The organism is Treponema ruminis, from assembly GCF_014201975.1.
GTDB lineage: Bacteria > Spirochaetota > Spirochaetia > Treponematales > Treponemataceae > Treponema_D > Treponema_D ruminis.
In genome coordinates, this window is sequence record NZ_JACHFQ010000002.1 from 72,947 (window position 1) to 88,405 (window position 15,459).

The 15,459-nt window shown below is 44.0% G+C and carries 16 protein-coding genes; 2 read left to right on the forward strand and 14 right to left on the reverse strand.

All coding sequences use genetic code 11. From position 1 onward, the window contains the following. Window positions 1-14: 14 nt before the first annotated feature. Window positions 15-1,205, reverse strand: coding sequence for a pyridoxal phosphate-dependent aminotransferase (locus HNP76_RS02890; protein WP_184657316.1), 1,191 nt, complete (start codon window positions 1,203-1,205; stop codon window positions 15-17). Window positions 1,206-1,396: 191 nt separating this feature from the next. On the opposite strand from HNP76_RS02890, the gene HNP76_RS02895 reads away from it, so the two are divergent. Continuing rightward, complete coding sequence (locus HNP76_RS02895; RefSeq protein ID WP_184657318.1) at window positions 1,397-2,101, forward strand: DUF6675 family protein; 705 nt, start codon at window positions 1,397-1,399, stop codon at window positions 2,099-2,101. On the opposite strand, the gene HNP76_RS02900 is transcribed toward HNP76_RS02895, so the two are convergent. Genes HNP76_RS02900 through rfbA form a run of 11 tightly spaced genes read right to left on the reverse strand, consistent with a single transcriptional unit; the run spans window position 2,052 to window position 12,442 of the window. Continuing rightward, a complete protein-coding gene (locus HNP76_RS02900) occupies window positions 2,052-2,780 on the reverse strand; it encodes a pseudouridine synthase (RefSeq protein WP_184657320.1) in 729 nt (242 codons plus the stop codon). The genes HNP76_RS02895 and HNP76_RS02900 overlap by 50 nt on opposite strands. Further along, entirely contained in the window at window positions 2,777-3,769 is a 993-nt protein-coding gene (locus tag HNP76_RS02905) for an RluA family pseudouridine synthase (protein ID WP_184657322.1), read from the reverse strand. The genes HNP76_RS02900 and HNP76_RS02905 overlap by 4 nt, the downstream gene beginning before the upstream one ends. Further along, entirely contained in the window at window positions 3,756-4,298 is a 543-nt protein-coding gene (locus HNP76_RS02910) for a DUF8521 domain-containing protein (protein ID WP_184657324.1), read from the reverse strand. Before HNP76_RS02910 ends, HNP76_RS02905 begins: the two co-directional genes overlap by 14 nt. Window positions 4,299-4,323: 25 nt before the next feature. After that, window positions 4,324-5,181: a 16S rRNA (adenine(1518)-N(6)/adenine(1519)-N(6))-dimethyltransferase RsmA gene (gene rsmA, locus HNP76_RS02915; RefSeq protein WP_184657326.1), complete on the reverse strand. Its 858-nt coding sequence runs from the start codon at window positions 5,179-5,181 to the stop codon at window positions 4,324-4,326. Between the two features lie 13 nt (window positions 5,182-5,194). Further along, complete coding sequence (locus HNP76_RS02920) at window positions 5,195-6,448, reverse strand: ComEC/Rec2 family competence protein (RefSeq protein WP_184657328.1); 1,254 nt, start codon at window positions 6,446-6,448, stop codon at window positions 5,195-5,197. After that, window positions 6,442-7,653, reverse strand: coding sequence for a hypothetical protein (locus HNP76_RS02925; protein ID WP_184657330.1), 1,212 nt, complete (start codon window positions 7,651-7,653; stop codon window positions 6,442-6,444). Before HNP76_RS02925 ends, HNP76_RS02920 begins: the two co-directional genes overlap by 7 nt. Beyond that, window positions 7,650-8,885, reverse strand: a complete 1,236-nt coding sequence (locus tag HNP76_RS02930; protein WP_184657332.1) for a PilZ domain-containing protein — start codon at window positions 8,883-8,885, stop codon at window positions 7,650-7,652. The genes HNP76_RS02925 and HNP76_RS02930 overlap by 4 nt, the downstream gene beginning before the upstream one ends. Before the next feature lie 11 nt (window positions 8,886-8,896). Then, entirely contained in the window at window positions 8,897-9,793 is an 897-nt protein-coding gene (rfbD, locus tag HNP76_RS02935; protein ID WP_184657334.1) for a dTDP-4-dehydrorhamnose reductase, read from the reverse strand. Next, window positions 9,793-10,932, reverse strand: a complete 1,140-nt coding sequence (gene rfbB, locus HNP76_RS02940; RefSeq protein WP_184657336.1) for a dTDP-glucose 4,6-dehydratase — start codon at window positions 10,930-10,932, stop codon at window positions 9,793-9,795. The genes rfbD and rfbB overlap by 1 nt, the downstream gene beginning before the upstream one ends. After that, window positions 10,933-11,532 carry a dTDP-4-dehydrorhamnose 3,5-epimerase gene (gene rfbC, locus HNP76_RS02945; RefSeq protein WP_184657338.1) on the reverse strand — a complete coding sequence of 200 codons (600 nt, stop codon included), beginning with the start codon at window positions 11,530-11,532 and terminating at the stop codon, window positions 10,933-10,935. It abuts the gene before it with no gap. A gap of 34 nt (window positions 11,533-11,566) precedes the next feature. Next, on the reverse strand, window positions 11,567-12,442 hold the full coding sequence (gene rfbA, locus HNP76_RS02950; RefSeq protein ID WP_184657339.1) for a glucose-1-phosphate thymidylyltransferase RfbA: 876 nt from the start codon (window positions 12,440-12,442) through the stop codon (window positions 11,567-11,569). Window positions 12,443-12,515: 73 nt separating this feature from the next. Here rfbA and HNP76_RS02955 point away from each other — a divergent pair, with 73 nt between their 5' ends. Continuing rightward, window positions 12,516-13,241, forward strand: coding sequence for an ABC transporter ATP-binding protein (locus HNP76_RS02955; protein ID WP_184657341.1), 726 nt, complete (start codon window positions 12,516-12,518; stop codon window positions 13,239-13,241). A 23-nt stretch (window positions 13,242-13,264) separates the two neighbouring features. On the opposite strand, the gene HNP76_RS02960 is transcribed toward HNP76_RS02955, so the two are convergent. Together HNP76_RS02960 and HNP76_RS02965 are read right to left on the reverse strand one after the other, a co-directional pair. Further along, complete coding sequence (locus tag HNP76_RS02960) at window positions 13,265-14,641, reverse strand: hypothetical protein (protein ID WP_184657343.1); 1,377 nt, start codon at window positions 14,639-14,641, stop codon at window positions 13,265-13,267. 8 nt (window positions 14,642-14,649) lie between these two features. Continuing rightward, on the reverse strand, window positions 14,650-15,459 hold the full coding sequence (locus HNP76_RS02965; protein ID WP_184657346.1) for an outer membrane lipoprotein-sorting protein: 810 nt from the start codon (window positions 15,457-15,459) through the stop codon (window positions 14,650-14,652).

A 15,459-nucleotide genomic window follows, 5' to 3' on the forward strand; every position in this document is an offset into this window, starting at 1 on the left:
CTTAAGAGTCTATTTTACAGGTTTTTCATCGCCTGACAGAAAGCTTTTTCGGAGCCGGTGATTGTTTTTTCTGAAACACAATAGGCCAGACGGAACCAGCCTTTGCCGCCGAATCCGCTTCCTGGAGCTGCAAGAATCAGGTATTTTTTGAGGTAATCAGTGAAGTCACCGTCGTCACCCTTGAAATTGGCAGGAACCTTGCAGAAAAGATAGAAGGCTCCCTGTGGTCGGAAATATTCGATTCCGGCCTTGTCCAGGATTGCCATGAGCTTGTCGCGGCGGACCTTATAGCTTGAATAATCGACCTGGGCATCCCAGGATTTTGCGATTACCTTCTGGAAGAAAGCCGGCGCGTTTACACAGCCGAGGACTCGGAGTGAGAAAGTGACTGCCTTGATGAATTCTTCCGGTTCATGAGACTTTGGATTTACGGCGATGTAGCCGATTCGCTCGCCAGGAAGACTCAAATCTTTGGCGAAAGAAGAGACGATAACTGTGTTGTCGTAGAACTGGAATGCAGGAGCTACTTTTGCATCGTCGTAGACAATGGCCCGGTAAGGCTCGTCGCAGACAAGATATGTGACCCTGCCAGTCTTGTTGTTGTTTTCGTTTAAAATCGCTGCAAGTTCTTTAATTTCATCCTCTGAATAAATCTTTCCGCTTGGATTGTTGGGGTTATTGATGAGGATTGCGGCTGTTTTTTCGGATAATTTAGACTTGATTGCCTCCAGATCCAGGGAAAAATCAGATTTTGAAGGAACTTCGACCAGAATTCCGCCGTGGTTTTTGGCATAGTGGCGGTACTCGGCAAAAAAAGGAGCCGGAACAATGACTTCATCGCCCGGATTGAGGATTGACTTGAAGACACAGTTGAGGGCACTTGCTGCTCCAACCGTCATAATGACATTGCTTCCGGAAAGAGGAAGCCCCTGCTCTTTTGAAACTTTTTGGGCAATTGCCTCGCGTACAAAAGGATAGCCTGCATTGGGCATGTAGCCGTGACAGCCGTGGCTTACATCTTTTGCTTCTTCCTGAATGGCTTTGATGACTTTTTCAGGCGGGTCTAAATCTGGATTACCTAAAGTGAAATCAAAAACATTGTCCTCACCATGCTCTTTTTTGAGCACGATGCCTTCTTCAAACATTTTTCGGATGACTGATGCACCCTTTGAATTTATACTTTCTTGAATATGACGTGCAATCATGATTTAAACATTATATCACATTCTTGCGTGATGTGCGAGAAAAGTTTAAAATAAAGATGAAAAGTTAAAAAACGAATTTAACTGCCCATTTAAAAAACGGAGAGCCCGAAGATTTGTTAAAAAGAAATTCCTTGATAATTCTAATTTTTCTTGTCATTATCCCGCTATTTTCTCAGACTCCGGTCAGAATAATGGGCGGGGAAATCGACTATCTTTTTAACGAAAGGCTTACATCAGCGGAAATTCTTGCCCTCAGGCGTGGCGAAGTGGTCTGCAACAGCATTGGAAAGCTCAAATACTCTCGGATAAACGACATTCCGGAAGCAAGGCAGCTGATTTCAGCGGTCAAAAGGGTTAATCCAAATCATCTTGCCGAAATAATAAAAATCCTGCCCTACCAAAAATACGAAAAACTTACAGATATTGTCTCTGCCATGCTCAAGGACGAGGAAAGCTACACGAAAGTGCCTTTTTATATTGATGATGACGAAGAGATTGTCTACCTCTACGCGGATGCGAAAATTCAGAATATCGAAAAAATTGGCGGCAAGGAAATAATCACGGAAAGATTTTTGATGAAGCCGCTGGATTATTTCACCGGAAGAATAGAGTCAGTAAAATTCGGCACATATTATTTTTATCAGATGCAGAATCTCAACCGGGTCCGCTACAAAACTTTCCTTAGCGCCGTCGGAAAAGGCAAAATGATTGCCGTGATTTCGATTTTCCGCTACGGAGACAACTGGATTATTTATGCCCTGGGCGGAGTCGACATCATAAAGCTGCCCTTCATCGACAAGAGAATTGACCGGGCCTTTTACAACCGCATCAAGGCCTTCTGCCTCTTTACATTTGAAAAACTAGAGGAATCTGTGTCAGAGGATGAGGAAAGCTGATTTTGAAGGCCGTGAACTTCATTTCATGGGAATTTGAAGCTGATTTTTCGTCCTGCAGATTTTGGCGGCTCTTGGGATTGTAAACTAAATCGCCTTTTACAGGAAAACCGCACCAGGCTAAATGACAGCGCACCTGATGCCTGTAGCCCGCACTGATATGGCAGACGGCGACATTTTCTGATTCAAAAGAAATCTCCGTTCTATAAAGGACGCTTCCAGCTTTTTTAAGGGCTGCCCTGCCCGCATTTTGATTAACCGGACGGACTTCCCGCCCTTTCTGCCCAAAGGGACGAAATGAGCTTTCAATGACGAGGGAATTTTCTGAAAGTGAGGGAGTCGGCGGAAATCCACCTAGAAGGTCTGCCGAATCAGGAATCAAATCAACTTCAGCCCGGTACCATTTTTCAAATTTACCCTCTTTCTGAGAGAGAATCAGTGAGTCATAGCTTTGCTGGCTTGTCGCAATCAGGACAAGCCCCGCAGTCTCGGTGTCAATTCTATGGACAAGTCCGTGCTCGACTTCCTTTTTTCCGTGAACAAGTGCAATCTGAGGAAAAAGCTGAATGGCCTGAGTCAGAATGCTTTCATCCCCTTCAAAAAGAGGCGCAGACGGAAGTCCCGCAGGCTTAAAGGCGATGAGAAAAGGAGAATCTTCTGTCGGCGAATGAATAATCTTCATAGAAAATTTCCGTATTTTTCGTGCAAAGTCCGTAAGACCTTTTTGAAGCGCAGGGGAACAGGAGCCTTAAAGACAGCCCTCTCTTTCTGGCCCGGCAGACGGATTTTCAGCAGGTATGCGTGGAGCATGAGGCTTGCGCTCTGGAAGGGAGAGCCCTTTAAGAAATTGCCGTAAATCGGATCTCCCATTACCGGGCAGCCCAGAAATTTCATGTGCACGCGGATCTGGTGAGTGCGGCCTGTTTTGATGCGGATTCTCATGAGGGAGAAAGGACCGTAAGTTGCAAAGCATTTGTAAAGGGTAACTGCCCTTTTGCCCTCCTGTGTACCCACGGCTGCCTTATAGCGCTTTCTGTCCCGCGGGTCCCGGATAATCTGGGTTTCGATTTTGCCCTCAAGGACTTTTGGCCGGCCGCAGCAGATTGCTATGTATTCCTTTGTAATCCTGTTATGGTGCAGGAATTCTTCGTGCAGGAATTCCTCTGTTCCGCGATTTTTTGCAGTAATTATGACTCCGCTCGTGTCCTTGTCCAGCCGGTGGATGATTCCGGGTCTTCTTTTTGCAAGGACTTCCGCAGTCACTTCTTCGCTTGAATCCTGATGAATGGCATTGCGCCCCCAGTGATAAAGAAGGGCGTTGACCAGGGTGCCGTTCCAGTTTCCGGCCGCAGGATGAGTGACCATGCCCTGCCTTTTATTGACCACGCAGACATTTTCATCCTCGTAAATTATTTCAAGGGGAATATTCTCCGGCTCAATGTCCTCGGGGATGTTTTCTTCCCACTGAATGTCAATCTGGTCTCCGGCCTTTACCTTTGCAGAGACTTTGGCGACTTTTCCGTTGAGTAAAATTTCCGTGGCGCCGCTCTTGAGTTTTGAGCGGTTCATGCTCGTTCCGTCAAAAGCCGAAGCCGGTAGAGAAGCAATGTATTTATCAAGTCTTGTATTGCCTGAAAAATCAGCAGGAATTCTGGCGCTAAAAAATGGCACTTTCAACTCCCTCGATGAAACTTTCTGCAAGAGGACTCTCTTCCATTTCCTTTTCGTGCTTGAGCCTTTCTTCCGCCTCCTGGTCGCTTTCATCCTCGTGCATTTTTGGAGGCTTGCGGTCTTTTGCGGGCGTGACCGTATAGGGCTGCATTTCACGAAGCTTACGCAGCCTGCTTTCTTTTTTGGTGCGGGCAATCAGGTTTATTGCCAGATCTGTGAGCCCCAGTCCAACACAGGTTGCCGCAGAAATTTTAATGATTTTCCACTGGTCATCTTCCGTAAAGGAATCCGTGCTTTTATCGAGAGGATTTCTAAATTCTCCGTATTGATAAAGTGAATAGCCTACAGTCGTCCAGAGAGTGACAAAAGGAAGGGAGCCGAATGTGATGATTTCCGTTCGCCTGAGGTCTTTTGTCCACTGGGGGAAATTAATATCGTCATATTTAGTCGATTCTGCCGCAAAAAGACTTTGTGGTAAAAAAGAGAAAAATAGAAATATCGAAATCAGGCAAAGTAAAAATTTCTTCATCGATTTTTAAATACAGGCTGTTTTTTTATATCAGCTCATTCAAGGCATCTGAAAGTTTAAGGAGAGAGTCAAGGCTCAAATCCTCAGCCCTTACGCTGCCTTTAATTCCGGCCTTTTCAAGCGCCTGGTCAGTTTTTTCGCCACCAGCAAGGGGCAGCATGTTGTTGCGCACGGTCTTTCGTCTTGAAGAAAAAAGCTGGCGCAGCATTTTCATGAAGAGCTTGGGGTTCTGGCAGCGGGGAAAATCCTCTCGCTTTGTCATGAGGACGGCCCGGCTTGCAACATTCGGAACCGGCCAGAAATTGCCTCCAGCCAGGTCAACTATGTTCTTGATATTGTAGGCCCACTGGCACAAAACGGAAAATGACGAGTAATTTTCACTTCCTTCCTTTGCGGTCATTCTCTGAGCCACTTCCTTTTGAATGGTGACGACGGCCTTTTCAAAGCGGACTCCCTCATTGATTGTGTCCGCGATAATCGTAGCGGCGACATTGTAAGGAAGGTTGCCGAAAAAGCGGTCGGCAGCTCCGTGCTCGTCAGAATATTTTTTCCATGTTTTGAGGACGTCGCCCTCTACAAGCTCAAATTTGCCCTTTTCTGAATAGATTTCAAAAAACTGCCTTACAAGCCTTGCAAATCCGTGGTCAATCTCAAAGGCTGTGAGTTTTGCTCCCCGGCCAAGAATTTCATCAGTCATGCTGCCAAGGCCAGGACCGACTTCCCAAACAGAAGAGTTTTCGTCGATATCAAGACAATCTATGATTTTTTTGCGGGCGTCGGCATTAACCAAGAAATTCTGTCCGAATTTCTTCTGCATTGCCATGCCGTTCTCGTCCAAAAATGCCTTCAAGGCCAAAGGGCTGTTATAGTCAGGATGTTCCAATCTCTTTTCCTTATTATTTAAAGCTGAAAAATAAAACCAGTTTACTGATTAAAGAATACAATCCATTCATAATAACACTTATTGGCCCAGAAAGAAAAGGCACAAAAAGGCAAATTATCAGACCAAAAAGCCCGAAATATAAAAAAAGGAATACAAGTGGAGCCACAAAAAGACTAGCCACTATTCCCTGGGGCATGATTTTTCCGAAAAGCCTGATGGCGACCGGAGCCGTTGAAAGCTGGGCAGCCGAAGAATCAGAAAGGGAAAGGCGGATTTTATGAGGAATGAAAACCGGGTATACTTTTGTGAACACCCTGCTAAAGATTATAATTCCTGCCAGTGAAGCATAGGAGAGCATGAAGGCCGCTTCCATGATGTGAGAGGGAAAAATCAGGCAGTGAAGGATAAAGCAGAAGGAAAGCAGGGAAAGACCTTCCGGCCTATTCATCCTGAAAAGCGAATTGAGGTAGAGAATCAAGGCTGCAAGAAAAGCCCTGAAAAGCGATGGTGAAATTCCAGCGAACCAGACGAAAAACGCAACCGCCCCGAGCTGAACCGCATCAGCAAAATTCCGCCCCCTCGCTTTCTTTCCGAAAAATCTTGCGATTCCGCCGAAAAGTCCAAGGTGCATTCCGGAAAGAGCCAGAATATGAGAAAGACCTGAATCACGGAAACTGTCAGCGACAGTCTTTTCAGTATATTCCCGGCTGCCCGAAAGAAGGGCCAGAAGAAGTCCGCCCGCCTTTCCCCAGGCGTACATAAGTCTTTTAAACTGAAGGCGACACAAGGCACGGATTTTAGCCACCTTCTTTTGAAAAAGGCCTCCCTGCCAGCCAAGGAATTTTCCGTCCTCAACAAGAAAGCTTCTTTCACTTCCCTTTTGCAGGCACTTTACATCAAGCAGAAAACTGCCACCATTTTCAACGATAAAGCCTTTTTCCCTTGAAGAAAGCCTGCTGTACACTTTCCCCGGATAATAGGCTTCAACGAGGGCAGCCGGAAAATAAAGGTTTACTTCTCCCCTTGCCTCGAAAACTCCAGATGAAGTGAAAGCCCTTTTTACACGGAAAGAAGTTTTATAAGTCGAGCCGAAAAAGGAGCTTTTTACAGGATTTGACGACACAAAACCTTCAAGCCTGATAATTTCACTTTTTTTTGCAAGACAGGCAAAGGGATTTCTGTCCCTGATTTTTGCGACGCCTGAATAAAAAAGAATTGCAAGAAGCAGGCTTGAGACGAATACAGGATTTTTAAGATTTTTTACCAATTTAAAGCTTGGAGAGACTTTTTGGCCTCGTCAACGACTTCAAGCGGATATGAGAGATAAGTCACTGAAAGAAGCGTATCAAAGGCAGTTTTGTCTCCCAATTCTCCTAATGCAGTAATCAGAGCAAGAACAACGCTCTTGGCAGGCATTTCGATCTTTGCATCAGAAGATGCCTTTTCTACTTTGCCGTTGCACTCTGAGAGCATATCAGTAAGAGTCTGTGCAAGGTCGTGCGAAGGGATTTGAACAGAAGATTTAATCAGTTTGACAAAATCTTTTTCGTCCATTGTCCCTTTATCGTAAGCTTTTTTTGCCAGCAGAATATTACTGTTGATTGCAGAAGAAGCATGAGACCACTTGTGTGCGGTAAGAACTTCCTGGGCATCAAGCTGAAAACCTACAAACGCCTTTTCAGAATCTTTGCTTTTTGCGCTCAAATTCTCTACATTATTAATTGCAATTAAAAGTGCGTTTTCGGCAATCTGGCACAAAGAATTTTCAGAAATTTTATCAGATTTTTTCAAAATTTTGAAATAATGGGCAATATCTTCGATTTTTGACGAGGAAATTATCCTGATCGCATCGCCAAAGGAATCCTGAGACAATGAAACAAGGGCTTCGTCAATGCTGTCATGATACTTATCCCAAATCTTTGAAACCCAGACATTGTAAATTATTGAAAGCGATTCGTTGTCACCGATTTTACCGATTGTAATGATTGCTTCTTCAAGGATGTTTTTTTCGCTTTCGTTTGCCTTGTAGGCGGAAGAAAGATAATCGTTAAGGAAGGAAACCGTGAGGGACTGGTCGCTGCCTGAATAAAACTCCAGATTCTTCATGATTGCCCGGCGGAGTTCCGGATTCTTGAACAATTTGAAAATCGTCATGAATTTTTCGGAAAAGAGCTGCAAATCAGAAGAAGTAAGGTTTTTAGCCGACTCCTGATCAGACGGAAGAACCAGGACGCAGGCAAGTGCAAGACTTGTCAAATCCTTGTCCTCCTTTAAGATGGCCGCATTTTCGATTGAAAAATCAAGGGCTTTTTGAGTGACCGGAACAAGATCCTTTTCCTTAAGGTTTTCGATTATTTTTATTTTTTCAGACAGGCTGGCTTTTATAAAGTTTTTTTCGGTTTGTGAGCTTGAAGCAAAAATTTGAAGAGAGAAAAAAAACATCAAAAGGGAAAGAATGAATTTATTTTTCACTCAAGGCTCCTGCTCTCGAAAGGAATCTCTAAACTGGCCATTTCTTCGGCTGCCTTTTCATCAACATTTTCTTCGGAGAACAAAATTGAAGAATCAACAGGCTCTTCGCTGTCAGCTGCTTCATCAAGAATTTCCTCCGGATTAAGAGGTTCTGCACTAGCCGGGAGTTCTGCGTCTCCTTCCTTAATGTCGCCGCTTTCAAGACCTTCCTGTTCAACTTCGGCAAGGGCCGTGAGCTCGTCCTTCTTTTCTTCTGAAAGATCACGATAGATAAATTCGAGAATCTTGTTCTTCATTTCTTTTTCAATGTGCAGGCATTCAAAATGGAGTCGTGACTGATTTAATTCCTGATTGTATTCTACAGCCCGGACAATACCGAACATAATGATAAGCCTTTCGTCGATGTCGAACTGCAGCTTGATTTTAATATTCTGCTTGCCCTTGCCTCCGATGCGGATCATGGCACCGTCTTCTGAAATATCCTCCAAAAGACACTTATAGCCGTCCTCGATTTCAACGGCATCATAATCTGGAATTTCATCGGCAAGGAAGTAAAGCTGGGCGTAAATCTGGCACTCAGCCCGGACAGACTTGCGTTTCTGTGCCCTTTCCAGCTGGTTTGTATGGGCAAGATAGATTACGCTCTGCCCCTGGAATACTCCGGAATTTGTAACGCGGGTGTCAAAGACATAGCCTGCATCCCCCTTGCGCCAGAGGTAAACGCTGACGTCATGAGTTACCCAGTCGCTGCCCTCGATTACCTTGACATTTTTCTGAAGCGGAACCCTGATTATAAGTTCATAGCCTACGCTCAAAATCTCCGAGGCAAAAACGCCCTTTCCCTTGAGGATGATTCTGAGGCGCTGACCTTTTTCCAGGTATTTTGTGGATTCGAGGCCCTTTTTATTTTCGTGCTCCAAATCAATCTTGGTGCGGTACTCGTAGAGCTTTGAAATGAAATTCTGAGTTGAATCAAGGCTTTCCGAGCCATTTGCCTTTGCATCCATGACGATTTTTGAGATTGCCATGTTGAGCGTTGGAACCGAAACATAAAGGCTTAGAGGCTCTTCAAGCTCTGCTTCCTTTGCCAGCTTCCAGAGGAGGATAATTTCGCTGAATTTAAAGCCCTTGTCCTGACCTGTGCTGAAAAACTGAATCGGAGTCTGAAAAAGAATCAGAATACGAATAAAGAGAAAAATACAAACAACTGTTATAAATAAAACAAGAAACACAATTTATTCTACTATTCAATGCGAGTCTTGTCAAAGAGTGCTGAATTTATGAAGGACTTTAAGCTTTCCTTCCAGTCCGGGAGGCTAATTCCCAGAGTTTTCTGAATCTTTGACTTGTCGAGCACTGAATAAGCAGGCCTTTTTGCCGGTGTCGGATATTCACTTGTATCACAAGGATTTACAACACAATCTTTATTCAAAAGAAAACCTGCATCAGCCGCCTCTTTTTTGATTTCATTAGTAAAGTCAAACCATGTGATTTCACCCAAGTCAGTGACATGATAAATTCCGTTAGGAACATTTTTTCCCGCCAGGCGATTTTCAATGATTTTTAAAATCACAGAAGCAAGAGTTACACAGTTTGTAGGCGTTCCCCTCTGATCATTTACGACCTTTACACTGTCACGCATGTTCATGGCGCGGATCATCGTGTATACGAAATTCTTTCCGCTCCATCCATAAAGCCATGCAGTTCGAAGAATGTAGAAATCGCCGGTCTCTTCCTGAACAGATTTCTCTCCCTCAGCCTTTGTTTCGCCGTAAACCCCAATTGGTTTAATTGGAGCATCTTCTGAAATCGGAGAAGAAGCACTTCCATCGAAAACATAGTCTGTAGAAATATGAAGGAAAGGAACCCCGATTTTTTTTGCAAGTCTGGCAATGTTACGAGGTCCATCTGCATTTAAGGCTCGGGCAAAATCTACGTCGCTTTCCGCCTTGTCAACAGCAGTGTAAGCAGCGCAGTTTACGATGAAGGAGATATCTTTACCCGAGGCAAATCCTTCCAGAGCTGAAAAATCAAGGATACTGACGTCGCAGTCAGTTCCTGTACATTCAATTTTATTTTCTTTAAGGGTTCGGCAAATCTGAGTGCCGAGCATCCCCTTATTTCCAATAACCCAAACCATTATTTTCTATCACCGTAATTTGCGTTGATCCAGTTTTTGTATTCGCCGGAAAGGATGTGGTCTACCCATTCCTTGTGGTCGAGGTACCAGTTTACTGTGAGCTGGAGGCCCTGCTCGAAGGTCATCTTGCGCTCCCAGCCGAGTTCTTTCTTGATTTTAGTGCAGTCGATTGCGTAGCGGGCATCGTGACCTGGGCGGTCCTTTACATGAACGATTGTTTTTTCAACATCATCCGCTGTTTTTTCAACTTTTGGAGCGGTAAGCTCAATGACTTTGTGAAGCAGCTTGATGTTCTGCCATTCGTTTTCGCCGCCGATGTTGTATTTTTCACCTGTAATTCCTGAGTTGACAATCTGCCAGACGGCACGGTTGTGGTCCTCGACATAAATCCAGTCGCGGATGTTTTTGCCTTCGCCGTAAACAGGAAGGTTCTTTCCGTCACGGATGTTTGAAATCATGAGAGGCAAAAGTTTTTCCGGGAACTGATAAGGTCCGTAGTTGTTTGTACAGTTTGAAAGAGTAATTGGAAGACCGTAAGTGTGATAGTAAGCCATTACGATGTGGTCTGAGCTTGCCTTTGAAGAAGAATAAGGTGAGCGAGGATCGTAAGGAGTTGTCTCAGTGAAATATCCAGTTTCGCCAAGTGAACCGTAAACCTCGTCGGTTGAAATGTGATGGAAAAGAACGTCATCACGCTGCTTGTCAAGGGAAATTCCCCAGTAATTTCTTGCAACGTCAAGAAGCGTGAATGTTCCCATTACGTTTGTCTTGATAAAAGCCTCTGGTCCCAAAATAGAACGGTCAACATGGCTTTCTGCCGCAAAGTGAATTACAGTATCGATATCGTACTGCTTGAAGATTCGCTCAATCTCACTGCGGTCACAGATGTCAACCTTCTCAAAGAAATAGCGTCTTTCACTTTCAGAAACGCCTTTGCCGAATTTTTCCTCAACCATTGAAAGGTTTTCGAGGTTTCCGGCATAAGTAAGGCAGTCAACGTTTACGATTTTGCCCTTAAATCCTGAATCCATGAATTCTTTAGAGCCAGTAGCACTGAGTCCGAAGAGATAGTTGATGAAGTTAGATCCGATAAAGCCGGCACCACCGGTAATAAGTATATTGTTTAATTTTCTTGCCATTTATTTTCCCATCCATTTTCCATTAAGGTCAAAATATTCCGCATTTTTATCGAACTGCGGGTGTTTTCCGTCTTTTTCTGAAAGGAGCGGCTCGATTTCAGGAGCCACGCTCTTCCAGTCAATTCCGATGCTCGGATCATTCCACATTAAGCCGCCCTCGCCTTTCGGGTCGTAAAAATCTGTGCATTTATAGGCAAATACGGCTGATTCTGAAAGAACATAGAAACCGTGTGCAAAGCCCTGCGGAATGTAGAACTGATTCTGTTTTTCTGAATCAAGGACAACTCCGTAGTATTTTCCGAATGTGGCAGAACCTTTACGAAGGTCGACTGCTACATCGTAAACTTTTCCTGAAACGGCACGAACAAGTTTTCCCTGCGGGTGCTGTGTCTGGAAATGAAGTCCGCGGAGTACGCCCCTGCTTGAAGAAGACTGATTGTCCTGCACGAACTTCATTTTGAGTCCTGCCTCAAAAAAATCTCTCTCAGAATAAACTTCAAAAAAATATCCGCGTGCATCACCGAAAACTTTAGGCTGAATCTCATACAAACCTTCAAATACAGCTCCGTCCGATGTCACGCATTTATTAAATTCAAACATACAAAATCCTAAAATCTGTGTCTATCTGTGTTTTTTATTTTTCTGCTATGTACTTCAGATAAGTGCCGTAGTCAGTTTTGTAGCCGGCTGCAAGTTCAAGAAGCTCTTCCTTAGAAAGCCAGCCGTTTGCATATGCAATTTCTTCGATACAGCTGACGTACATTCCCTGACGCTTTTCGATTGTGGCGATGAAATTGCTTGCTTCCAGAAGACCGTCATAAGTGCCTGTATCAAGCCATGCCATGCCTCGGCCAAGAAGTTCGACTGAAAGTGAACCGCGCTCAAGATATGCGTTGTTTACGGCCGTGATTTCGATTTCACCACGGGCAGAAGGTTTTACTTCACTTGCGATTTTTACGACTTCATTGTTATAGAAATAAAGGCCTGGAACCGCATAGTTCGACTTTGGCTCCTTTGGCTTTTCTTCGATTCCGAGAACCTTTCCCGTATCATCAAACTCTACGACACCATAGGCTGTCGGATCTTTTACCATGTAACCGAAAATTACGGCTTCACTGGCTTTTGACTCAATCTTTTTTCGGGCATTTTTGAGGGTCTGGGTAAAGCTCTGTCCATAGAAAATATTGTCACCCAAAACAAGTGCAACGTCATCGTTCCCGATAAAATCCTTACCGACGATGAATGCATCGGCTAAACCTCGAGGCTTGTCCTGAACGGCATATTCAAAGCTCATTCCAAGCCATTTTCCATCACCAAAAAGTTCTTTGAAAAGAGAAATATCCCGTGGAGTTGAAATAATAAGGACTTCACGGATACCTGCAAGCATGAGACAACTCAATGGGTAGTAAATCATAGGCTTGTCATAAAGCGGAAGAATCTGCTTTGATACAGCCTTTGTAATCGGATAAAGACGAGTGCCGCTACCACCGGCAAGAATAATTCCTTTCATATCCGCTTATTCTAAGCCATAATAAATTCTTTTTCAATTGTGCAATGGGGAAAAATTTTGTATAATTCATACTATGGCAGTAATTGAACTCAAGAACGTAAGCAAAATTTATCAGATGGAAAAAGTACAGGTTAAGGCTGTTGACAACGCATCTTTTAAAATCGAAAAAGGTGAATTCGCAGCCCTTTCAGGTCCTTCAGGCTCGGGCAAGTCAACCCTACTCAATATGATCGGCCTCATCGATTTGCCAAATTCAGGTTCAATTATTCTTGAAGGCACTGACGTCTACAAGGGAATCGATTTGGAAAAATCAAAGAAAGTGCCCTTTAAAATCGACTCAAAGCTCACGGAACTCCGCAGAAGCCATCTCGGATTCATTTTCCAGACCTTCAACCTCATTCCCGTCCTCAACGTATGGGAGAACATTGAATTTCCGCTCACTCTTGGCCCTTCTCCAGCAAGCACAAGCCTTTCGGCCTCAGAAAAACGTGAATGGATAGAATTCCTTTTGGAAACAGTAGGCCTTTCTGACTGGCGCAACCACAAGCCTTCTGAGCTTTCAGGCGGTCAGCGCCAGCGTGTTGCAATTGCCCGCGCCCTCGTCACAAAGGCACCGGTAATTCTTGCCGACGAGCCTACAGCCAACCTGGACTCAAAAAACGGAGACCAGATTCTTGAATTAATGAAAAAACTCAATCAGGAACTCAAAACGACTTTCGTATTCTCAACCCACGACGCAAAAATCGTAGCCCTGAGCGACCATGTAATCAAAATCCGAGACGGAAAGATTCAGGAATAAAAAATCCCGCTAAAAAATAGTCTCTAGTAATCAAGATTGATTGTTATGTAAGTTCCGGCAGTGAGCTTAGTGTATTTATGCTGCTCACCTGTCTCTGGATCAATGCTGACCTTACCGTATTCATATTTCGCACCGATTTTCCAGTCACAGTGAGGAAGGACTCTCGAAAAGATAATACCGGGCTTAATAAAACCGGAATGATCAGTAAAGTTGTGGTTCCACTGAATTGCAGGCTTTATGTTCCTGTCCGGGCCAAGCTTTGCCATTCCAACTTGCAGGGCCATGCGGTTTGTGAAATAATTTTCTGTTGCGGATGGATTTGGCTTGTAAATATTCTGGAATTCAATGTTAAATCCAAAATACGGCATATGCTCAGTCCACATGCGGTAAGTTCCGACAGTCGATACAATTCGGTTGAATGTAGAAAGATCCTGAAAATTTGAATTAAAGATTTCTTTTGCCCTGGTTCCGTCCTGAACCCTGGCAATCGACTGACCGTAAACATCAAAATTGAAAAGAGTACGCTTTAGTTCCATTCCGACAATCGGAAGCTGAGTCGTAGAAGAAGTCCTGCTCTCTTCAGTCTCCTTAAGCTTAAAGCGGCGGCCAAAGAAATTTATCGAGGTATTGAAAAAAATCAACTCAAGGCTTGCCGCAAGGGACATGTTCTCGGTCTTTGTTGAGCTGACGTTAGTTTCATCATTATACATGGCCAAAGCCGTGAAAGTATGATTCCAGAAAGGAATTTTTATGATGCCGGAAATATACTCGCGCGAGTCATAAAGGACATTGGTGTACTGGGCATCGTAGACATTGTTGTCAATCACGTCACTGGTCTGGTTATTGTCAGTAGTAGTGATGTTTTCCTTTTCGTCATAGTAATCAGAAAAGAGCCTGATGTTGCCCCAGACAGATTTTTTTTTGCCGGCGGTAATATATAAGTGATCAAGCACCAGATAGTCAAAATACATCTCATAAATGTAGAGGAGATGATTGCTCTGCTCCTGGGCCGTATCCGAGCTGTCTTTGGGCATGGTCGTTTTAAGGGTTCCCCTCAATGTGAGGTACTTATCCGGCCGGGTTATGAAATAAATGTAGTTTTTGAAGTCAAAATAAAAAGTAGCGTCGTTGACCTGATCTTCCCTGATAAAAGCACCGCCAAGCTCCGTGTTCATATTGCCGGAAATTTCAATCGGGAATTCCAGGGAACCAAGCTGAATGTTGTAATTCGTTCCGTCAGCAGAATCTGAGGTTACAATTGCACTTTCAGAATCCTCTGAAGTTTCAAAAAGCGAATCAACATCATCAAAGTCAGAGTCACTTTGTGCAAAAAGAGGCGAAATCTGCAAAGAAAAAACAAGAGAAAATGCAGAAAAACTTAGAAACTTTTTTAACTTCATCACGTTTTTTATTTGCCACTCATCAATTCGAGATACGGCTTAGTGTATACGGCATCGTCCTGTTTGGCAAGTACCGCATTGGAGATTGAAATTACTGTCTTTTCATAAGCCATTTTTCCGTCGATTTTCTTGCCCTTGAGATTGTCCTGAATCACCATGCTGACAGGAATCTGGTATGTTTTTCCGTTGCCGTTTACTTTCTGATACGAAGGGATTGCAGTTGTACGGAGTTTTTGGCCGGAAAGGGAATAATCTTCCTTTTTGCGGGTAAGACCGTCATTTTTGGAAATCCAGAGTTTTATCTGAGGGTAATCGACATTCTTGGTTTTGGCTTTGAGTGTATAAAGGAGACAGTCGAGTTTGCCGAGTTTTACTTCCTCAATCGTTTCTGCAGTGTAATCAGAAGAATATCTTTGAGGCGCGAAATCTGATGTGTTTGCGTTGGTGCCCTGGAATTTATCCTTTGAGCTTGAGAAGGTGAAGCGGTGGTCGGCCGGGTCATAGAACCAGATGGAAGAGTCAGTCTGAAGATAGCCCTTGCCCTTGTCCTTGAGGGGAGCCGTAATGAGGATAGTCCATTTGGCTTCGGTGTCACGGCGGTAGATTGTTGCGTTTGTTTTGCTTCTACCCTCGCCCGGTTTTTCCTGAACGACCTCATAGGAAGCCGTGAAATCCGTATCATAGAATGATGTTGCACTCTCAGCCTTCATCAAAAGATCAGCGACAGCCTTTGGTTCAAGAGCATTTGCTGAAAAAGAAAGAGAAGCAAGTGCAAAAACAGAAAGCCAAGTTTTTTTCAAATTGCAAGTAAGTTTCAT